This is a genomic window from Quisquiliibacterium sp. (assembly GCF_982640115.1).
The window spans coordinates 1-20,341 of sequence record NZ_CEXFHW010000058.1 but is presented as its reverse complement, the minus strand read 5'-3'; the positions used below and the strand labels follow the sequence as shown (position 1 = coordinate 20,341).

General features: G+C 69.8%; 18 protein-coding genes and 1 tRNA gene. 10 read left to right on the top strand and 9 right to left on the bottom strand.

The features are described from left to right. From rplT to AC2H6A_RS08635, 5 genes are all read right to left on the bottom strand, one after another. The coding region (gene rplT, locus AC2H6A_RS08655; RefSeq protein ID WP_484272760.1) for a 50S ribosomal protein L20 at positions 1 to 228 on the bottom strand (228 nt) is incomplete at its 3' end. Between the two features lie 11 nt (positions 229 to 239). Continuing rightward, entirely contained in the window at positions 240 to 437 is a 198-nt protein-coding gene (rpmI, locus tag AC2H6A_RS08650; protein WP_484272759.1) for a 50S ribosomal protein L35, read from the bottom strand. A gap of 166 nt (positions 438 to 603) precedes the next feature. Then, complete coding sequence (gene infC / locus AC2H6A_RS08645; RefSeq protein ID WP_484272761.1) at positions 604 to 1,140, bottom strand: translation initiation factor IF-3; 537 nt, start codon at positions 1,138 to 1,140, stop codon at positions 604 to 606. Positions 1,141 to 1,216: 76 nt separating this feature from the next. Next, a complete protein-coding gene (gene thrS, locus AC2H6A_RS08640) occupies positions 1,217 to 3,151 on the bottom strand; it encodes a threonine--tRNA ligase (protein ID WP_484272758.1) in 1,935 nt (644 codons plus the stop codon). A gap of 247 nt (positions 3,152 to 3,398) precedes the next feature. Further along, the gene (locus tag AC2H6A_RS08635) at positions 3,399 to 3,773 is read right to left on the bottom strand and encodes an NIPSNAP family protein (RefSeq protein WP_484272757.1); all 375 of its coding nucleotides are present in this window, start codon (positions 3,771 to 3,773) and stop codon (positions 3,399 to 3,401) included. Positions 3,774 to 3,872: 99 nt separating this feature from the next. On the opposite strand from AC2H6A_RS08635, the gene AC2H6A_RS08630 reads away from it, so the two are divergent. The 5 genes from AC2H6A_RS08630 (at position 3,873) to AC2H6A_RS08610 (ending at position 8,266) form a co-directional block, all read left to right on the top strand. Beyond that, positions 3,873 to 4,364 (top strand): GFA family protein, encoded by a 492-nt coding sequence (locus AC2H6A_RS08630; RefSeq protein WP_484272756.1) that lies wholly within the window; start codon positions 3,873 to 3,875, stop codon positions 4,362 to 4,364. A 65-nt stretch (positions 4,365 to 4,429) separates the two neighbouring features. Beyond that, on the top strand, positions 4,430 to 5,098 hold the full coding sequence (locus AC2H6A_RS08625) for a SirB1 family protein (protein WP_484272755.1): 669 nt from the start codon (positions 4,430 to 4,432) through the stop codon (positions 5,096 to 5,098). A gap of 165 nt (positions 5,099 to 5,263) precedes the next feature. Continuing rightward, positions 5,264 to 6,256: a tripartite tricarboxylate transporter substrate binding protein gene (locus AC2H6A_RS08620; RefSeq protein ID WP_484272754.1), complete on the top strand. Its 993-nt coding sequence runs from the start codon at positions 5,264 to 5,266 to the stop codon at positions 6,254 to 6,256. 10 nt (positions 6,257 to 6,266) lie between these two features. Then, positions 6,267 to 6,782: a tripartite tricarboxylate transporter TctB family protein gene (locus tag AC2H6A_RS08615; RefSeq protein WP_484272753.1), complete on the top strand. Its 516-nt coding sequence runs from the start codon at positions 6,267 to 6,269 to the stop codon at positions 6,780 to 6,782. A 2-nt stretch (positions 6,783 to 6,784) separates the two neighbouring features. Next, positions 6,785 to 8,266, top strand: coding sequence for a tripartite tricarboxylate transporter permease (locus AC2H6A_RS08610; protein ID WP_484272752.1), 1,482 nt, complete (start codon positions 6,785 to 6,787; stop codon positions 8,264 to 8,266). 84 nt (positions 8,267 to 8,350) lie between these two features. Here AC2H6A_RS08610 and AC2H6A_RS08605 read toward each other — a convergent pair. After that, positions 8,351 to 8,427, bottom strand: a tRNA-Val gene (locus tag AC2H6A_RS08605). Between the two features lie 91 nt (positions 8,428 to 8,518). Then, complete coding sequence (locus AC2H6A_RS08600; RefSeq protein ID WP_484272751.1) at positions 8,519 to 10,150, bottom strand: ABC transporter permease; 1,632 nt, start codon at positions 10,148 to 10,150, stop codon at positions 8,519 to 8,521. 53 nt (positions 10,151 to 10,203) lie between these two features. Between AC2H6A_RS08600 and AC2H6A_RS08595 the strand changes: the two genes are divergently transcribed. Next, positions 10,204 to 11,358 carry an ABC transporter ATP-binding protein gene (locus tag AC2H6A_RS08595; RefSeq protein ID WP_484272750.1) on the top strand — a complete coding sequence of 385 codons (1,155 nt, stop codon included), beginning with the start codon at positions 10,204 to 10,206 and terminating at the stop codon, positions 11,356 to 11,358. Here the strand turns inward: AC2H6A_RS08595 and AC2H6A_RS08590 are convergent. Further along, complete coding sequence (locus AC2H6A_RS08590) at positions 11,321 to 13,600, bottom strand: DUF1631 family protein (RefSeq protein WP_484272749.1); 2,280 nt, start codon at positions 13,598 to 13,600, stop codon at positions 11,321 to 11,323. The genes AC2H6A_RS08595 and AC2H6A_RS08590 overlap by 38 nt on opposite strands. A 91-nt stretch (positions 13,601 to 13,691) precedes the next feature. On the opposite strand from AC2H6A_RS08590, the gene AC2H6A_RS08585 reads away from it, so the two are divergent. Then, positions 13,692 to 14,939: an MgtC/SapB family protein gene (locus AC2H6A_RS08585; protein ID WP_484272748.1), complete on the top strand. Its 1,248-nt coding sequence runs from the start codon at positions 13,692 to 13,694 to the stop codon at positions 14,937 to 14,939. Between the two features lie 13 nt (positions 14,940 to 14,952). On the opposite strand, the gene AC2H6A_RS08580 is transcribed toward AC2H6A_RS08585, so the two are convergent. Then, complete coding sequence (locus AC2H6A_RS08580) at positions 14,953 to 15,543, bottom strand: malonic semialdehyde reductase (RefSeq protein ID WP_484272747.1); 591 nt, start codon at positions 15,541 to 15,543, stop codon at positions 14,953 to 14,955. 167 nt (positions 15,544 to 15,710) lie between these two features. Between AC2H6A_RS08580 and AC2H6A_RS08575 the strand changes: the two genes are divergently transcribed. The 3 genes from AC2H6A_RS08575 to AC2H6A_RS08565 all read left to right on the top strand — a co-directional run. Continuing rightward, positions 15,711 to 16,919 carry a CaiB/BaiF CoA transferase family protein gene (locus tag AC2H6A_RS08575; protein WP_484272746.1) on the top strand — a complete coding sequence of 403 codons (1,209 nt, stop codon included), beginning with the start codon at positions 15,711 to 15,713 and terminating at the stop codon, positions 16,917 to 16,919. A gap of 79 nt (positions 16,920 to 16,998) precedes the next feature. Next, on the top strand, positions 16,999 to 18,639 hold the full coding sequence (locus tag AC2H6A_RS08570) for a response regulator (protein ID WP_484272745.1): 1,641 nt from the start codon (positions 16,999 to 17,001) through the stop codon (positions 18,637 to 18,639). A gap of 136 nt (positions 18,640 to 18,775) precedes the next feature. Continuing rightward, a partial coding sequence (locus AC2H6A_RS08565; protein ID WP_484272744.1) for a response regulator occupies positions 18,776 to 20,341 on the top strand: 1,566 nt, incomplete at its 3' end.

The window sequence follows — 20,341 nt, the reverse complement described above, 5'->3', positions numbered from 1 at the left end:
GTAGTTGATGCCGTGCTCACGGGCCGCGGCGTTGATGCGCGCGATCCAGAGCGAACGGAACACCCGCTTCTTGTTGCGACGGTCGCGATACGCGTACTGCCCGGCCCGCATGACCGCCTGCTTGGCGATCCGGAAGACCTTGCTGCGACGGCCGCGATAGCCCTTGGCGAGGGCAAGAACCTTCTTGTGACGGGCCCGGGCGGTGACGCCACGCTTGACTCTGGGCATGGTTCAGCTCCTCAGGCGTAAGGCATCATGGCGCGCACGGAATCGACGTTCGTCTCATGAACGCCGGCCGAGCCACGCAACTGACGCTTGGTCTTGGTGGTCTTCTTGGTGAGGATGTGGCGCTTGAACGCCTGACCCCGCTTGATGCTGCCGCCGGCACGCACCCTGAAGCGCTTCGCAGCGCTCTTCTTCGTCTTCATCTTGGGCATGGGAACCCCTGGCTTCCTTCTTGGTTGCCTTGACAGGTGTCCGGCTGCTGACGCCGGAACTTGCTGAACCCGCTCGGCTTGTGTCGGCCCGGCCTGAGGCCGGACCCCGGCCGCCCCGCAAGGCGGCTGGTGCTGCAGGGCCGCGCGGGTGGGCGCGGCCCGATGTTCACTTCTTCTTGCGCGGCGCGATGATCATGACCATCTGCCGGCCTTCCAGCCTGGGCATCTGCTCGACCTGCCCGACCGCATCGAGGTCGGTGCGCACCCGCTCGAGCAGCCGCACGCCGAACTCCTGGTGCGCCATCTCGCGACCGCGGAAGCGCAGGGTGATCTTGGCCTTGTCGCCTTCCTCGAGGAACCGGACCAGATTGCGCAACTTGACGTTGTAGTCGCCGTCATCGGTGCCAGGCCGGAACTTCACTTCCTTGACCTGGATGATCTTCTGCTTGAGCTTGGCTTCGTGGGCCTTCTTCTGTTCCTGATACTTGAACTTGCCATAGTCCATCAGGCGGCAGACCGGCGGTGAGGCGGTGGGCGCGATCTCGACGAGATCGACCTCCTTCTCTTCCGCCAGGCGGATGGCATCCCGGAAAGCGACGATACCGAGTGGCTCGTTATCGACCCCGATGAGCCGCACCTCGGGCACTGTGATTTCGCCGTTGATGCGATGCGAACGTTCGGTAGCGATTGTCTGGACCTCCAGTCAGTGGATGAGAACGGCGGCGCACCGGTCCCCTGCCCCGCGCGGCCTGGGGATCACCGTACAGCGGTGACCCGGCTCAGACCGGCGTGGCCGGAAGCGGCTGGGCACGACGGGACTCGATGTCCTGGGAGAGCCGCTCGATGAAACCATCAAGCGGCATGGCGCCCAGATCGGCTCCGCCACGCGCACGCACTGCCACCATGCCTGCCTGCCGCTCCTTGTCTCCCACAACCAGGATGTACGGAACTTTCTGCAGGCTAAACTCTCGGATTTTATAGTTGATCTTCTCGTTGCGCAAATCGGCCTGCACCCTAAACCCTTGTTTCTTCAGCGCCTGGACAACGCTCTGGGCGTAGTCGGCCTGGGCTTCGGTGATGTTCATGACCACCGCCTGCAGCGGGCTCAGCCACATCGGCAGCGCCCCGGCGTGGTTCTCGATGAGGATGCCGATGAAACGCTCGAGCGAGCCGACGATGGCCCGGTGCAGCATCACCGGGTGGCGGCGCGAGTTGTCCTCGGCCACATACTCGGCGTCGAGCCGCTCGGCGGTGTTGAAGTCCACCTGCATGGTGCCGCACTGCCACTGCCGGCCGAGCGCGTCCTTCAGGGTGTACTCGATCTTGGGGCCGTAGAAGGCGCCGTCGCCGGGCGCCACCACGAACTCGCAGCCGGAGCGGCGCAGCGACTCCATCACGGCGTGCTCGGCCTTGTCCCAGAGGGCGTCCGAGCCCACCCGCTTCTCGGGCCGTGTGGCCACCTTGTAGAGGATCTCGGTGAAGCCGAAGTCGGCATAAACCCGCTGCAGCTGCTCGGTGAAGTGCTCGCACTCGGCCAGGATCTGGTCCTCGGTGCAGAAGATGTGGCCGTCATCCTGGGTGAAGCCGCGCACCCGCAGGATGCCGTGCAGCGCGCCCGAGGGCTCGTTGCGGTGGCACTGGCCGAACTCGCCGTAGCGCAGCGGCAGCTCGCGGTACGAGCGCAGCCCGGCGCGGAAGATCTGCACATGGCCCGGGCAGTTCATCGGCTTGACCGCGTAGATGCGGTTCTCGGACTCGGTGACGAACATGTTCTCGCGGTAGTTCTCCCAGTGGCCGGTGCGCTCCCAGAGCGAGCGGTCAAGGATCTGCGGGCCCTTGACCTCCTGATAGCCGCTGTCCTGGTACACCCGGCGCATGTACTGCTCCACCTGCTGCCAGACCGTCCAGCCCTTGGGGTGCCAGAACACCAGGCCGGGCGCCTCCTCCTGCATGTGAAAGAGGTCGAGCTCGCGGCCAAGGCGGCGATGATCACGACGCTCGGCCTCCTCCAGCCGGTGCAGGTAGGCGTCCTGGTCCTTCTGGTTGGCCCAGGCGGTGCCGTAGATGCGCTGGAGCATCTCGTTGCGCGAGTCACCGCGCCAGTAGGCCCCGGCCACCTTCATCAGCTTGAAGACGCGCAGGCGGCCGGTGGAGGGCACATGCGGCCCGCGGCACAGATCCACGAAGCTGCCCTCGCGGTAGAGCGAGATGGCCTGGTCGGCCGGAATGGCGCCGATGATCTCGGCCTTGTAGCGCTCGCCGATGGACTCGAAAAAGCGCACCGCCTCGTCGCGGTTCCAGACCTCGCGGTTCACCGCCTCGTCGCGCGCGGCGAGCTCGCGCATGCGGGCCTCGATGCGTTCGAGGTCTTCCGGCGTGAAGGCGCGGGTGTAGGAGAAATCGTAGTAGAAGCCGTTCTCGATGACCGGGCCGATGGTGACCTGCGCCTCGGGAAAGAGCTCCTTCACCGCGTAGGCCAGCAGGTGGGCGGTGGAGTGGCGGATGATCTCCAGGCCGGCATCGTCGCGCTCGGTGATGATGGCGAGCTGGGCGTCGCGCTCGATGCGCGCGCTGGTGTCGACCAGTTCGCCATCGAGCCGGCCGGCCAGCGCCGCCTTGGCCAGGCCGGGCCCGATCGAGCGGGCAACCTCGGCCACCGTGACCGGACCGGGGTACGGGCGCACCGAGCCGTCGGGAAGGGTGATGTTGGGCATGGGAACACTCCTGGGTTCGGCGCGCCGCCTCCCAGCCAGCGGGGTTGGCGGACGCGGGCAAAAAAAACGCGGCCTGTGGCCGCGCGTTTCAGCTGAAGCAGACAGCCGGCAACGACCTAGCGGTGAGGCTCCGGCCGGGTAGTCAGCGGTGTCATAACCATGATGGGCTGGGGTTGCGAGCAGGTGGCGAGCCCGATCCGGCCCGCGCAGACCGCGATGATGCGGCAGGCCCGAAGGCCGGGTCAAGCTAGCGGGATGCGCCGGCAGCCAGAGGGAAGAAAGACACCGGCGACATCAGCCGGTTCTCCTGGCTGTGCAGCGCGCCGAGCTTGGCGCTCTCTTCGGTGTAGGCGATCCATTCCGGATCGGCCCACATCGCGGCGCGGCGCCGCTCGCGATCGGCGGCGTTCTCGTACATCCAGATGTGCATGTACTGATTCACATTGCCGGTCTCGGTGGTGAGAAACGCCAGCGGCTGGCCGAGATGGCGGGTCTGCGGGCCCTTGCCGAGCTGCTCGTAGAGCGCCAGGTGGCGGCGGATCATGCCGGGGCGGCAGGTGTAGGTTCGGACATCGAGCAGCATGAGGACCTCGAACGGTGCGATGAAAGGAGGGGAGATCATACGAGCCGATCACGCCCGGGATCGGCGCGAGGTCGATGGAGCGGAAGGCCTTACACTGCCCTCCCGAGCGGCGCGAAGGCCGCATTCACCGAGACATGCATGAGCATCGATGCCCGTCCCGCCGGCCCGCAGGCCGACACCGCCGAGTCCGCCCCGCTGACCGGTGGCTGCCTGTGCGGCGCAGTGCGCTATGAACTGGCCGTGCCGGTGAGCGCGATCGTGGCCTGCTACTGCGCCGATTGCCGGCGCGCCACCGGCACGGCAGCGAGCATCAACGCCCGGGTGCCGGCATCGGCCTTCCGGCTGGTACGGGGCGCCACACGGGTGTTCGCCCGCGCCGCCGACAGCGGTCGCCTGCTCGAGCGGCACTTCTGCGCCGATTGCGGCAGCCCGATCCTCACCCGTCATGGCGATGACACCCGGCAGATCATCCTCAAGGTGGGCAGCCTGGATCGGCAGGAGGGCATGGCGCTGGCCGCCAGCATCTGGACGGCGAGCGCGGCACCGTGGGCCTGGGTCGATCGCGACCAGCCCTGCTTTCCGGCGGGCCGGCCTGCCCCCGGCAGCACCGCCGCGCCAGGCCGCGCCTGAGCCGGTCGGCGGCCCGCAGCGCACACGCCCCGCCAGGCCGCCGCTCCCACCCGCGGATCCATCGCATGTACCAGCCTGTCTCGCCGCTCGAGTACTTCCGCCTGCTGGTCGGCGGCGCCGAGGGCAGTGACATCCCGCTGCTCGAGGCCGCGGCATCGCTCGCCCTGGACGCCCATCCCAACCTGAACCTGCAGGACTGCCTTGCCGCGTTCGACCGCCTCGCCCGCGACATGGCGCAGGCCTGCCGCCAGGCGAGCACCGAGCCCGCGCGCCTGCAGCGCGCCCTGCACTTCTTTCATGTGACCCAGGGCTTTGCCGGCAACCGCCGCGACTACTACGACCCCGACAACAGTTACCTGCACCGGGTCCTGGAGACCCGCAGCGGCATCCCGATCAGCCTGGCGGTGCTGTTCACCGAACTCGCCCGACAGGTGGGCCTGGAGGCCGACGGCGTCGCCTTCCCCGGACACTTCCTGGTCCGGGTGAATCTTCACGAGGGCATGGCGGTGATCGATCCCTTCACCGGCGCCAGCCTCGATCGAGACGAACTCGCACGCCGGGCTGCGCCCTTCGGCGTGCCGCCCGAGCGGCTTCTGCACCCGGCTTCATCGCGGCAGATCCTGATCCGGATGCTCAACAACCTCGCCGCCATCCACGCCCGCCGCGGCGATGACGCCCTGCTCGGGAAGGTGCGTGAGCGGCTGCAGATCCTGGGCGTATCACCCGGCGCCTGAGCCGCGCGCGGCCGGGATTCCATTCGATCGGCCCGCGCCGGGGCACGGGTTGCCCCCGGCCGTGCCGGCGGCGTAGTGTCCACTCCGAGGCGGTCCGCCCGCTGCCCTGCGCTCGCGCAGCGCCCGCCTTGAAGCCCACAAGAACCAAGCCGGGAGGAGACCCTCATGAAGACCTCTGAACAGCGCCGCCAGGTGCTTGCCGGCGCCGGCGCCCTGGGTGCCAGCGCTCTGATACCTCGCGCCGCGCGCGCCCAGAACACCTGGCCGAACCGGCCCGTCACCATCGTTTGCCCCTGGGGTGCGGGCGGCGGCACCGACGCCACCGCGCGGATCATCGCCAACCTGCTGGAGAAAGACCTCGGCCAGCCCTTCAATGTGGTGAACCGTACCGGCGGCTCCGGGGTGGTCGGCCACTCGGCGATCGCCACCGCGCCGGCCGATGGCTACACCCTGGGCATGATCACGGTCGAGATCTCGATGATGCACTGGCAGAAGCTCACCGAGCTCAACCCCACCAGCTACACCCCGCTCGCCCTCATGAACGAGGATCCGCCGGGGGTCACGGTTGCGGCCAACTCGCCGTACCAGAACATCAAGGCGCTGGCCGATGCCATCAAGGCGGCGCCCCCCGGCAAGCTCAAGGCCTCGGGCACCGGGCAAGGCGGCATCTGGCACCTGGCCCTGATCGGCTGGCTGCAGGCCATGGGCCTGAAGCCCGACCATGTCGCCTGGGTGCCGTCCAATGGCGCCGGGCCCGCCATGCAGGACCTCGCCGCCAACGGCCTCGATCTGGTCACCTGCTCGCTGCCCGAGTCGCGGGCCCTGGTCGAGGCGGGCAAGGCGCGCAGCCTCGCGATCATGGCCTCGGAGCGCAACCCGGTGTTCAGCACCGTGCCCACGCTCAAGGAAGGTGCCGGCGTCGATTACTCGGTGGGCGCCTGGCGCGGCATCGCCGGCCCGCGCGGCCTGCCGGCCGACGTGGTCACCCGGGTGGTGGCCGCGCTGAAGAAGGCCAACGAGTCCAAGGAGTTCCGCGACTTCATGAGCAATCGCGGCTTCGGCGTGCGCTGGGCCGATCCGGCGGGCTTCACAAAGTTCATGGCTGCCGGTGACGCCGCCATGGGCACGGCCATGAAGGCCGCCGGACTGGCCAAGTAGAGAGGCCGCTATGAAGGTCTCCGATCGCACCAGCGGCGCTCTGCTGCTGGCGCTCGGGGCGATCACCTGCTGGGGCGCGTACCAGCTGGCGCCGGTGCCGGGTCAGCAGATCGGACCGGGCGTGTTCCCCACGGTGATCGGCATCGGGCTGATGCTGTGCGGCCTGCTGATCCTGGGGGGCGTGGGCCGCAGCTTCGAGGAGGAAGAACGCATCGTGGCGAGCGAGACCGGCGAGCTCGCCGAGGCCACCGCAGACGGCCTCGGCCGCGCATCGGCAACCGGCACGGGCGCCTGGAAGGCGGTGCTGCCGCCGGCCATGCTCTTCTTCTACTACGTCGCCTCGGAGCGGCTCGGCTTCTGGCCGACCGCCACCCTGATGGTGCTGGTGCTGGCCCGCGCCCAGGGCGCGCGCTGGCGCGGCAGTCTGCTGCTCGCGCTGCTTGCGCCGCCCCTGGTGCATCTGGTGTTCTACAAGCTGCTGCGGGTGCCCTTGCCGGCGGGCCTGCTCGGCCTGCCCTGGGTCTGAGCATGACCACGCTGATGCAGGGTTTCCAGATGGTGATGCAGTTCGATGTGCTGCTCACCATCCTGCTGGCTTCGATCTATGGTCTGGTGGTCGGATCGCTGCCCGGCCTGTCGGCCACCATGGCCACCGCGCTGCTGGTGCCGGTCACCTTCTACATGTCGCCGATCGCCGCGGTCTCGGCGATCATCGCCGCCTCGGCGATGGCGATCTTCTCGGGCGACATCCCCGGCTGCCTGCTGCGCATTCCCGGCACGCCGGCGTCAGCGGCCTACACCGACGAGGCCTTCGCGATGACCCGCAAGGGCCAGCCCGAACTCGCCCTGGGCATCTGCCTGTGGTTCTCGGCAATCGGCGGCATCATCGGCACGCTGTCGCTGATCGTGATGGCGCCCGCACTGGCCGAGATGGCCTTCCGCTTCTCGACCTTCGAGTATTTCTGGCTGGCGCTGCTCGGGCTGATGTGCGCGACCATGGTGGCGCGTTCCTCGCCGGTCAAGGCGATCGCATCGATGTTCCTCGGTCTGCTGATCACCTGCGTGGGCATCGAGAACCCGGCTGGCGCCCAGCGCTTCACCTTCGGCTTGCCCGATCTGCTCGGCGGCATCGAGATCATCCCGGTGCTGGTGGGCGTGTTCGCGGTCTCGGAGGTGATGCGGGCCTTCACCGCGCAGCCGGTGGTGGTCGCGCCCCCGCGCCGCTTCGGCAGCATCCTCGCCGGACAATGGGCCCTGACCAAGGCCCATCCGCGCCAGCAGGTTCGCGGCAACATCGTGGGCATCATCATCGGGGTGCTGCCTGGCGCCGGCGCCGACATGGCGGCGTGGATCAGCTACGCGATGTCCAAGCGCTTTTCGAAGACGCCCGAGAAGTTCGGCACCGGCCATCCGGAAGGCCTGATCGAGGCCGGCGCCAGCAACAACGCCAGCCTCGCCTCGGGGTGGGTGCCCTCGCTGCTGTTCGGCATACCGGGCGACACGATCACCGCGATCGCGATCGGCGTGCTCTACATGAAGGGCCTGAATCCGGGACCGACCCTGTTCACCGAGAAGGCCTCGAGCATGTACGCGCTGTACATCGTGTTCATCCTGGCCAACCTGATCATGATCCCGCTGGGCATCCTGATGATCCGCTCGGCGCGCTACATCCTGTTCGTGCCGCGCGCGCTGGTCATGCCGGTGATCATCCTGCTCTGCGCGGTGGGCTCGTTTGCCACCGGCAACAACCTGGCCCTGGTCTTCACGGTGGCGGTGTTCGGGCTGATCGGCTACTTCATGGACCGCAATGGCTACCCGGTGGCCGCACTGGTGCTCGGCGCGGTGATGGGCACCATGGTCGAACAGAACTTCGTGACCTCGCTGATCAAGTCCGACGGCAGCCTGCTGCCCTTCGTCTCACGGCCGGTGGCGGCGGTGCTGGCGGCCATGACCCTGGCGGCGGTGCTCTGGCCGCTGGCGGTGTGGCTGCGGCGGCCCAGGGCCGCCTGAGCGAGGCCGAGGCAGAAGGCCGCGGCAGAAAAGACAACGGGCCCGACAGTCTTGTGAACCGCCGGGCCCGAGCCGGATGCATCCTGGTAGGCGCGATTGGACTCGAACCAACGACCCCCACCATGTCAAGGTGGTGCTCTAACCAGCTGAGCTACGCGCCTGCAAGCCTCACACTATAGCAGAACGCAGCGATGCTTGCCGGGCAAGCCGTCTGGAGGCCGCACGCTCGCCAGATGGGGCACACCCTGCCGCTCAGCCATGAGCGGCCGCTGCCGACCCACCCGAGGCCCGTGAAAGCAGCAGCACCGGCAGCAACCCCGCAAGCACGATCAGCAGCGACGGTACCGCAGCCTGCGCCAGGCGCTCGTCGGCAGCAAAGTGGTAGGCGGCGACCGCCAGCGTGTCGAAATCGAAGGGCCTCAGAACCAGGGTGGCCGGCAGCTCCTTCAGGCAGTCCACCGCGACCAGCAGTCCGGCCGCGGCCAGGCTTGGCCTGAGCAGCGGCCAGTGCACACGCGCCAGCACTTCCAGCGGCGCCGCACCCAGACTGCGGGCGCTCTGATCCATGGCCGGGCTGATCCGCGCCAGGGCCGACTCGATGCCCTGATAGCCGATGGAGAAGAACCGCACGCCGTAGGCATAGACCACGGCGGCAGCCGTGCCGCCGAGCAGCAGCATGCCGAGCCAGCGATCGATCAGGCCAACCCAGCCGAGCAGACCGATGCCGATCACCACCCCGGGCAGCGCATAGCCGGCGCAGGCCAGGCTCACCGCCCAGCCAACCGCCCGGCCCCCGACCACGCGCGCGGCATAGGCGGTGACCAGGGCCACCGGCAGGATCAGTGCGGTGGCCAGCCCGGCCAGCAGCAGGGAGTGCCACAACCACGCGCCCAGGCGGGTATCGATCGGTGCGTCGGCCCCGAGCCAGGCCCGCACCAGCAGCGCCACGGGAACCAGAAACCCGAACGCCACCGGGATGAAGGCGAGCAGGCTCGCCCGCCATGCGCGCCAGCCGCGCAGCGCCTCGCGCGGTGACGGCCGCGCGGCCCGTGCCGAGAAGCGCATGCGGGCCCGCTGCCGCCGTTCCAGCCAGGCGATCAGCCCGACCAGCACCAGCAGGGCCAGCCCCAGACGCGCCGCCGCGACCCGATCGCCCATGCCCTGCCACGCCCGGTAGATGCCCGCGGTCAGCGAGTCGACGCCGAAGTAGCTGACGGTGCCGAAGTCCGCCAGGGTCTCCATGAGCACCAGCGCGCAACCTGCCGCCACCGCCGGCCGCGCCACCGGCCAGACCACCCGCCACCAGGTGGCCCGCGGCGACAGACCGAGCGAACGCGCCGCCTCGGCAAGCGACGCCGGCCGCTCGGCAAAGGCGCTGCGGGCGAGCATGTAGACATAGGGATAGAGCGCCAGACCCAGACACAGCCCGGCACCTGGCACCGAGCGGATCTCGGGAAACCAGTAGCCCCTCACCGGCCAGCCGGTGAGCGCGCGCAGACCGGTCTGCAGCGGACCGGAGGTGTCCAGGAAGTCGGTGTAGGCGTAGGCCAGCACGAAGGCCGGCATCGCAAGCGGCAGGATCAGCGCCCAGGACAGCCAGCGCCGGCCGGGAAACTCATAGGCCGCCACCAGCCAGGCCGAACCCACGCCCAGCAGCAGCACTGTGGCCAGAACCACCAGCGCGAGGCCGAGCGAGGTGAGCAGTGCCGCCGGCAGCACGGTGCCGGCGAGATGCGCGAGCGTTTCCCACCCACCCTGCCACGACCCGGCGATGACCGCCAGCACCAGCACGGGCGCAGCGGTCATGAGCGCCCCCAGGATGGCCAGCACCCCGAGCGTGGCCGAGGACGCGCGCATCAGACCGCGCAGGAGCGCGGCAGGCATGACAGGAGGGATGTTGATGGCGCTTCGGTAGAATCAGGCTGAACGAGAATTATATGCATTCGGCCCAACCCGCCCCTCCGATCTCTGCCGCGTCCCGGCAGGCCGCGCTCACGGTACGCGACCTGCGGGTGTCCTATGACCCGAAGGGGGCGCGAGCCCCGGTGGTCGATGGCCTGAGCTTCGCGTTGCCCGCCGGGCGCATCGGTTGCCTGCTCGGCGCGTCGGGATGCGGCAAGAGCACCGCGCTGCGGGCGATCGCCGGCTTCGTCAGGCCGCAGGCGGGCGAGGTGCTGCTCGAGGGCCGCTGCCTGGTCGGGCCAGGCCAGTGGACCGAGCCGGAAAACCGCGGCGTGGGCATCGTGTTCCAGGACTACGCGCTGTTCCCGCACCTGACGGTCGCCGAGAATGTGGGCTTCGGCCTGCGCGGTCCGGAAGGCCGCGGCGCCGCGCGCCAGGAGCGCATCACCCGCATGCTGGCACTGGTCGGCCTGGGCTCGGTGGCCGGGCGGCATCCGCATGAACTCTCCGGCGGCCAGCAGCAGCGGGTGGCGCTCGCGCGCGCGCTCGCTCCGGCGCCTCGGCTGCTGCTGCTCGATGAGCCCTTCTCCAATCTGGACCCCGACCTGCGGGAGCGGCTGGCGGTCGAGCTGCGCGAGATTCTGCTGGCGGCCGGCACCACCGCGTTGCTGGTCACGCACGATCAGTACGAGGCCTTCGCGATGGCCGACCAGATCGGGGTGATGCAGGATGGCGCGATCGCCCAGTGGGACACCCCCTACCGGCTCTACCACCGACCGAACTCGCGGGCGGTCGCCGACTTCGTCGGCATGGGTTCCTTCCTGCCGGGCCGGCTGCACCAGCGCGACGGGCAGGCCGAGGTGCGGTTCGAGCTCGGCGTGCTGCCGATCCGCCATCGTGGCGACCAGGCCCTGGCCGGTGCGAGCGCCAGCCTGAGCGGTGACATCTCGATCCTGCTGCGGCCCGATGACGTGATCCACGACGACGCCAGCCCGCTGCAGGCGGAGGTGGTGCGCAAGGCCTTTCGCGGCGCGCAGTTCCTCTACACGCTGCGGCTGCCCAGTGGCGCCAGCCTGCTCGCGCTCGTGCCCAGCCACCACAACCATGCCCTGGGGGAACGGATCGGCATCCGTTTCGACGCCGACCATGTGGTCAGCTTTCCGGCGGACGATCCCGCGTCGGCTGGATGAGGAAGGCCTCGCCGCGGGCAAAGCGCGCAGCCAGCTCCACCGCCCGCATCGACTGGGCTCGCCGGTCGGGATGGCGCACCAGCAGCAGCACGGTCCGGCTGTCGTTGATCCACGCGACCTTGGCGTAGGCATCACCGCGATCGGACGCGGTCAGCCGCAGCCAGTCGCCACGGCGCAGTCGGGACACCGGATCGGCGCCGGCATCGGGCACGGCGGCAGGCCGCGCAGGCAGGTCGGCCAGATCGAGCGAGGACAGCACCTGCCGAAGTCTTGCCTGGGCGGAAGGATCGCCCTCACCGTCGCGCCCCTGCCGATCCTCGCGCCGGCGCGCGGGTCGGATCGGCGGCAGTCGTTCGCCGGGCGCGCGCCGATCGGTAAGCGTGGGCGGAGGTGTCGGGGCTGCGGCTGGTGTCGGGGCCGGGGGCGGGGCTGCGGCCGGGGTCGGGGCTGCGGCCGGGGTCGGAACTGCGGATGGCGCGGGCGCATCGCGCGAGTCCCCCTGCATGCGCCGCAGGTGCACGAGGAAGAGTTCGTCGAGAAAGGGCTTGAGCTCGTCGCTGGCCATACCGACCTCGCGCACCCCTTCGGTGAGCAAGCGGATCAGCGGGGGAATGCGTGCGGCGAATTCGCGGCCGTCGGCGCTGCGCGAAGCCGGGTCAAGACTCCAGAGCAGATCATCGACCACCTGCAGGGCGACCTTGAACTGGCCGCTCTCCTCGCCGTCGCGCAGGGCCGTGGTTCGCAGCTGCCGCAGCCATACGGTGAGCAGGAACTCCCTCACCGACGCCGGCACCTGGTGCCGCTCCAGCCGCTCGCCGATCATCACCGAGAGCCGCACGGTGAGTTCCTGCTCGCGCTGCGCGGACGGGCGCCGACGATAGTCGCGGCGGTTGCGACCGACCGGGGCCGGCGGCTGGCGGGCGGCAGCGTCGCGCTGCAGTCTTTCAACCAGCTGGGTGACATGGCGCGCCGCCCGGGCGTACTCGCGCTCGACCTGCCTGGCCATCACGAAGGCCCGTGACTGCAGGGCACCGGCGACGATCTCGACCGCGCGCACCACGGTCTCGAGCCGGCGATGGAGCTCCCCGCCGCGTTCGAGCTGGTCGCCATAGGCCGCCACCAGCGCACCCAGATTTTCCAGCAGCCGTCGCAGCGAGCGCGGCTCGTCACCCAGGTAGCCAGGGTCCATCAAGGCGAGGGCCAGGGCCGGTTGCTGCAGTCGCCAGAGCATGGCGCGGGCGATCTCGGGCAGGCGCTGATCGTCGATCAGGTAGTCGAACAGCGCGGCGACCACATCCACCACGGCGAGCTGAGGCGGCGCAACACCCACCTCGCGCAGGCGCGCCCTCGCGTTGGCGAAGAAGCGCTCGCGGGCCTGCCGGCTGTGCGGAGGCACGCCGATGGCATGCGCGAAAGCCAGCGCATCGCGCTCGAGCTCGACCACCGGCTGCAGCGTGGGCAGCGCCGGCAGCGGCAGCGGTCCGGCGGCGGCCAGCGACGATGATCCCAGCAGCCGGGCCGCATCGGCGGCGTGCTGGCTGGCATCCAGGGCGCGACCCCCGGGGCTGATCGCCGGCCGGCCTGACGCTGCGCTGGGCGGATCGCGCCTGCGACCGGACAGGCGCCCGCCCGGATCGGCGAGCCAGCGGGCGATGTCCTCCAGGGCGAGCGCCAGTACCGCGGGCAGCCGGCGCAGCACCGAGCGCCGCATCTGGGAGGGCACCGGCTCGACCGCGCCCGACGCCGGCTCGAGCGCACCGACAGCGGCCGACGCCAGCATGCGCGCGCCGAGCGGGTTGAGGTCGTCATCCGGCCAGGCCGCCGGCCAGAGGGCGTGAACCCGGTCCATGAGCGAGAGGTAATCGGCCCCGACGATCGCCCTCACCGCCCTGGCCACATCGCCCACCAGCACCTGCTGGCCGGCGTCATCCTCCTGCAGCAGGCTGAGCACCCGTTCGGCATCGATCTCGCTCGCCGCGTAGGCCAGGCATCGGGCGGCCCGGTCGGAGAGTCCGCGCGCGGCCCGGGTGACCCGATCGGCGCTCTGCAGGCGCAGCAGTCCGGCGGCTGCCAGCAGGGCCTGCCGGTCACGGGCACTGGCCTCGAAGGCGGCCGCGCCTTCCAGATCGCCCGCAACCTCGGCGCACACCCCGAGCAGCGAGCGCTCCAGGGTGTGGGCCAGCCGCTGCACCGCCTGATCGAGCAGCGGGTCGGCCGCGCCACCGGGCGCGCCGGCGGTCATGGGCGGCGATCCTTTTTCACCCCTGGGATGCTATGGCTTGCCTGCGCGGACGGCTGTGATGGAATGCCGGCGCGCCCGCTACACTCGGGTCATGACATCCATGCCGACGCCGTGGCTGAACCTGGCCGTGGCCCTGGGCTGCGGGCTGCTGATCGGCATCGAGCGCGAGCGACGCAAGGGCAGCGGCCCGGCGCGGGCGCCCGCCGGCGTGCGCACCTTCAGCATGGCGGCGCTGGCGGGCGCGATCGCCCAGTTGCTGGCGCAGCCGCTGCTGGTGGCGGCAGGCGCCGCGCTGCTGGTGGCGCTGACCGCGATCCACCAGTGGCGCCACCCGCGTCGCGACCCCGGCATCACCACCGCGCTGTCGCTCTTCGTCACCTTCCTGCTCGGCGTGATCGCCGCCAGCGACCCCTTGCTGGCCGGCGCCGCCGCGGTGATCGTCGCGGTGCTGCTGGCCGCCCGCTCGCGACTGCACCGCTTCGCCACCGAGGTGCTGACCGAGGCCGAGCTGCACGATGCCCTGGTGCTCGCAGGCGCGGCCCTGGTGGTGCTGCCGCTGCTGCCCGCCCAGGCGCCGTCGTGGCTGCCCGGACTCAACCCGCGCGCGCTGTGGCAACTGGTGCTGCTGCTGCTCGCGCTGCAGGCGGCCGGCTACATCGGGTCCAGGCTGCTGGGCGCACGCACCGGTCTGGCGCTCTCGGGCCTGGCCGCCGGTTTCGTGTCGAGCACCGCCACCTTCGCCGCGATGGGCGCGCGGGCGCGACACACTCCTGAGCTCAGCGGCGCCTGCGCCAGCGGCGCGCTGCTGTCGAACCTGGCCACCGTCATCCAGATCGCGCTGGTCTGCGCCACGATCTCGCCGCCCACCCTGTCGGCAATCACCCCGCTGCTGGCCGCGGCCGCCACCGGCGCCCTGTCGGCCGCGATTCCCGGACTGTGGCGCACCCGCGGCGCGGCCCCGGCCGCAAGCCCATCGGGCCGGGTGTTCGACCTGCCGCGCTCCCTGGCCTTTGCGGTGCTGCTCACCGGCATCACCTGGGTGCTGGCCTGGGTCAACGCGCACCTTGGCACCGCCGCGGCACGGCTGGGCGCCACGCTCGCCGGCTTCGTCGATGTGCATGCCGCCGTGGCCTCGGGCGCCTCGCTGGTGGCGCAGGGCAGGCACCCGCCCGCCGAGGCGGCGCTGCTGATGCTGCTTGCGCTCAGCGCCAACAGCCTGAGCAAGCTCGTTGCCGCGTGGGTCTCGGGCGGCGGACGCTTCGCGCTGCGGGTAGCTCCCGGACTGGCGCTGCTGGTGGCCGCGCCCTGGACAGCCTGGGCGCTGTGGCCCGCCCGCTGAGGCCGGGCTGCGTTCAGAGCAGCTGGCAGACCTCGTCGAATGCGAACCGCGGGCTGCGCTCGAAGGTGCCGGCCGGGTCGATGTAGCCGAGATTGCACAGGAAGTTGGACCGCACCCGCCCGCCCGGGAAGAACTCGGCATCGACCTTGGCATTGTCGAAGCCGGACATCGGACCGCAGGCCAGGCCCAGCGCCCGGGCCGCCATGATCAGGAAGCCGCCCTGCAGCGAGCCGTTGCGAAACGCGCCAGCCTCACGCGCAGCGCGGTTGGCCTCGCCCTCGAACCAGGAGCGCGCGCCCGGGTTGTGCGGGAATACCCGCGGCAGGTGCTCGTGGAATTCGGTGTCATGGGCCACGATGGCCACCACCGGGGCAGCCAGGGTCTTCTCGAGGTTGCCCTGCGACAGCGCCGGGCGCAGACGCTCCCTGGCCTGGGCGGTGCGCAGGAACACCAGCCGCGCAGGCTGACAGTTGGCCGAGGTGGGACCCATCTTCATCAGTTCGTAGATCTGACGCAGCGTGTCATCCGGGACCGCACGGTCGAGGAAGCGATTGGCGCTGCGCGCCTCGCGAAACAGGGCGTCCAGGGCCTGGTCGTTGATCATGGAAATGCCTTGGGAAAGGGGTCGAGGGACGGCCGTCGGCACGGCCACGCCCGGCATGATAACGGCACGATCGCGCGCCCCTCGCCCTGCCCGATGCCGCGGGCCGCGGGTAACATCGGTCGACCCCCGCCACCGGGGCGGGCCCCTGCCTGCGGAACCGTCACGCCATGAAGATGCCTCTTGAAGATGTCACCGTGCTCGACCTCTCACACGCACTGGCCGGGCCGCACTGCTCGACCATGCTCGCCGACTTCGGCGCCCGCGTGATCAAGCTCGAGACCCCCGGCGCGGGCGACATCGCCAGGGCATGGGGGTCGCCCCTGCCGGGTGGCGAGAATTCCTACTTCGTGAGTCTGCACCGCAACAAGCAGGGCATCTCCATCGACCTGAAGACCGCCGAAGGCAAGGAGCTCTTCTTCAAGCTGGTGGAGAAGGCCGATGTGGTCCTCGAAAACTTCCGCCCCGGCGCCCTCGAGAAGCTCGGGCTCGGCTACGAGCGCGCCCGCGAGCGCAACCCCGGCATCATCTACTGCTCGGTCTCCGGCTTCGGCCAGGATGGGCCCTATCGCGAACGCGCTGCCCTCGATCTCATCCTTCAGGCCGAGAGCGGCATGATCAGCGTCACCGGCGAGGAAGGCGGCCATGGCGTGCGCTGCGGCGTCTCCATCGCCGATCTCACCGCGGGCATGTACGCCGGCTTCGGCATCGTCATGGCGCTTCGGGTCAAGGACAAGACCGGCGAGGGCCAGCGCATCGATGTGTCGATGCTCGAAGGCCAGATGTCGCTGCTCAACATCATGATCAGCGGTTATCTCGCCGACAAGGAACTGCCCCGGCCGATGGGCACCGCCTATAAGGCCCTGCTGCCCTACCAGACCTTCCGCACCCAGACGCGCGACCTTGCGCTCGCCGTGGGCAGCGAGAAGCTCTGGAAGATCTTCTGCCCGGTGATCGGCCGCCCCGACCTCACCGATGACCCGCGATTCCGGACCAACCAGCAGCGCGCACAGAACCGCGCGGTGCTGATCGACATCCTGCAGCAGGTCTTCCTCACCCGCAGCTTCGAGGCCTGGGAGGCGGTGCTGCTCGAGGCCGGGGTGCCGGTGGGCGCCATCAATGACATCGCCCAGCTCGTCGATCACCCGCAGGTCAAGGCACGAGGCACGCTGGTCGAGATGGAGCACCCGCGGGCCGGGCCGGTGAAAGTGGTGGGCGTGCCGGTGCGGCTGTCGCGAACGCCAGGCGCCATCCGATCGCCCTCACCGCGCCTGGGGGAGCATACCGAGGCCACCCTGCGCGCGGTGCTCGGGCTGCCCGAGGCCGAGATCGAACGCCTCGTCCGCGAACGCATCGTGCAGCAGGCACCCTCGAAATAGGCGGCACGGGCGCCGGGTATTCGTTGATTCATCCGCAGGCCAGGCGTCCTAGAGTGCGGGGGCACTCGCTGACGCCCCCATGCCCCTTCTCGATCAGGTCCCTCCCAGACTCGTCAAGCCCGCGCTCTTCGCCCGTCCCGGTGAGAGCGAATTCAGCCGTCTCAGTGCGCTGGTGGTCGACGAACGCGATGTCTCGCGCGTGGCCATCGCGCACACGCTGCGGCAGATGGGCCTTGCGCGGGTCAAGGCAGTGTCCAGCCCCGACGAGGCCCGCGGACAGTTGCGGGTACAGCCCTACGACCTGATCCTCACCGAGTACCACTTCTCCTTCAGCGAGAACGGCCTCGAGCTGCTGGAAGACATCCGGGCACGCCGGCTGGTGCCCTTCACGACCTTGCTGGTGATGCTCACCGGTGAAGCCATCCACGAACGGGTGGCGGCGGTGGTCGAGACCGCGCTGGATGCCTACCTGCTCAAGCCGGTCAATGCCGCCACGCTGGAGGCCCGACTGACCCGCGCGCTGGCCAAGAAGGCCGCGCTGCTGCCGATCTGGACCAGCCTGGAACAGGAGGCCTTCCACGAGGCCCTCGCACGCTGCGAGGCATTGATTGCCCAGCGCGGGCCCTTCTGGCTGGACGCCGCCCGGATCAGCGCCGAGATCAACCTCGCGCTCAAGCGGCACCGGGAGGCCGACGGCATGTACGAGCTGGTGCAGGAGGAGCAGGCGCTGCCGTGGGCACGCCTGCCGGTGAGCAGTCCCGCCCAGGCCGAGGAAGGCCGGGCGCTGGACAGCGACGATGCCGGTCCCGCCGCGGGCGACACCTATCAGCGTCTGGCCCGCTGCTACCTCGCGGACGGCGACCCCGGCGCAGCGCTCAATGCACTGCGGCGCGGGGTGAGCGCCATTCCGGCCGACCTGATCAGGCTGCAGAGTCTCGGATCGCTGGCGTTCATCCTGGGCCAGCTCGACGAGGCCCGCGAGACGCTCGACAAGGCGGCCCGCCTGGCCAGCGGCAAGCGCCTGATCGATCCGCAGACCCTGCTCGCACTGGTCCTGGTCTCAGCGGAGCATGCCGCCGACGAGGCGATGGCCGGCGTCGATGCGCGGGCCCACGCCGATCGCCTGGCGCTGGCACAGGCCGCCGACCCCGACGACGCGCGGCTTGCGATCCTGAACGAGATGGCCACCGTACGGCTGCTGTGTCTGGACGGGGAGAAGACAAGGGCCGCAGCGAGCCTGCAGGCGTTCGACGGACAACTGGAGAGTCCGGCATTCGACCTCGCCTGCGCGCTGTACCTGCTGTTGCTGATGCGCAGTCTCGACCCACACGAGCTGGCACCCCGCGACCCGGCTGACTGGGTCAGGCGCATGGCCAGGCGCCATGCCGGCACCCGGATCGCCGCCAATCTCATGATCCTGGCGGCGCGGGACTCACCCGCCATGGCGGCGCTGATCGAAACCGAGCATGAACGACTCGCGAAGGAGATCGGCGCGGCGATGTCGCTGCTGCTGCAGGCCGACATCGAGGGCGCCGCGCGTCAGCTGGAGGCCCTGCTGCGCGACAGCCGCAGCCCCCGGATCGTCCAGCTTACCGAGGGGCTGCTCGATCGTCACGGGCGGCACCTCAGTGCCATCCAGGCCTCGGAGCTGCAGGGCGTGATCGAGTCGATCGCGCCGCAGGCACTGCGCGCGCGGACACGCTCGCCGCTGCTGGCATGAACCGACCGCCCGGCGCTCGCCCGACAGGGCACCCGGCCGGACCCGCCGGCATCCAGCCGGACCGCTCGCCCGATCATCGGGCCGTAACCGCAGTTCGGCCGGCCATGGATTTCAGACAGGACACCGCGGAGGCATCATGACCGTCGTGAGCACCACCACCAAGCCCGGCGCCAGGCCGCCACCGAAAATCACGGCCGCTGCCACCTTCGGCGCGCCGCAGGACGATGATTTCGGCGCCATGAAGGCGCTGATCATCGACGACAAGGATGTCTCGCGCATGACCGTCTCGGGCGTGCTTCGCGACATCGGCATCGGCAAGGTCAAGACCGTCCACGGGCCCGTGCAGGCCCGCTCGCACCTGAAGGAAAACACCTACGACGTGATCCTGTGCGAGTACCACTTCAGCGGTGCTGAAACCGGTCAGGATCTGCTCGACGACATCCGCTCCAAGCGGCTGGTGCCCTTCAACACCATCTTCTTCATGGTCACCGGCGAAGCCATCTACGATCGCGTCGCCTCGGTGGTCGAAAATGCGCCCGATGACTACCTGCTCAAGCCCTTCAAGCCGTCCACGCTGGAAGAGCGGCTCAACCGGGCGCTGAACAAGAAGATCGCCCTGCTGCCGATCTGGACCAACATCGAGGAAAAGTCGTTCGAGCACGCGCTCACCCGCTGCAAGATCATGGTGCGCGACCGGCATCCGTTCTGGCTGGACGCCGCGCGGATCGGCGCCGAACTGAGCATGCACCTGAAGCGCCACAAGGAGGCGCAGCAGATGTATGACATGGTCCTCGAGGCCAAGGCCCTGCCCTGGGCCAAGCTCGGCGTGGCCCAGGTGGCGCTCACCGAGAGCGACACCGAGCGCGCCCGCGGATCGCTCGAGACCCTGGTCAGCGAATCGAGCGCCTATGTGGACGCCTACGACATGCTCGCCCGGGTCTACTTCGAGGAGGGCGACCTCGGACGGGCCCTGGAGACGCTGCGACGCGCGGTCGAGGCCACGCCCTCCAATGTCATGCGCCTGCAGAAACTCGGCTCGCTCGCCTTCCTGGTGGGCGACCCCGACGAGGCCGAGACCATGCTGAGCAAGGCCTACAAGCTGAGCCAGGGCAATCGCGACTTCGACGCGCAGACCGTGATGCTGCTGATGTTTCTCACCGCAGCCAAGGCGGCGGGCAACCCGCAACTGGTCCGGGACGCCGAACGCTACGCAGGCGTGCTGGCCATGGCGCGCGACAAGGCGCCTGAGGTCTTTCGCTATGCCGCCATGGTGCGCATCGCCGAAGTCTGCCTGCACGCGCTCAATGGCGATCGCAATCGTGCCGAGGAGGGGCTGCGCGCGCTCGATGACATCGTCAGCAGCCCGGCGGCCGACTTCGAGACGGTGTCGAGCCTGCTCATCCTCATGAGCCGCCTGGACGCCGCAGGCATCAAGCCCCTTGACGCGGCCGCCTGGACCCGTCGATGCGCGCGCCGCCATGCCATCTCCAAGACGGCGGTCGATCTGCTGTCGGCATCGCTGGGTCACATGAAGGACATGATCGAGATCGTGGTCCAGGAGCATGGCCAGATCAGCTACCAGATCAACGACGCCATGGCGCGGCTGCTCAAGGACGATGCCGACGGCACTGCCCGCCGCCTCGACGAGCTTGCCCGCGACACGCTCAATGCGCGGGTCTTCAGCCTGGCCGAGAACCTCGCC